The 231-nt window shown below is 68.4% G+C and carries 1 pseudogene; it reads right to left on the reverse strand.

Features of this window, described 5'->3' with window-relative positions:
* Window positions 1–231: pseudogene (locus tag AC0IX4_RS23430) on the reverse strand (transcriptional regulator); the annotation flags it as partial.

Raw genomic sequence — 231 nt, forward strand, 5'->3', positions numbered from 1 at the left:
GTGCAACACCGACGTCGGCGTCGGTATTGCCTGAATCGGGGGTCGACAGTGTGCGAAGGGGCACAGGTGTCGTGCACGCGCAATCGCCGTTGGCGATGGTCGCGAGGCGCTGGACGTGCGTTCCGAGGAGGTCGGCGACGGCTTCCCTCTCCGCGGTGCACAGTTCCGGGAACTCGGCGGCGACGTGCGACACCGGGCACGGGTGCTGGCAGATCTGGACGCCGTTCCCGA

This window comes from Rhodococcus sp. AC861 (genome assembly GCF_979256035.1).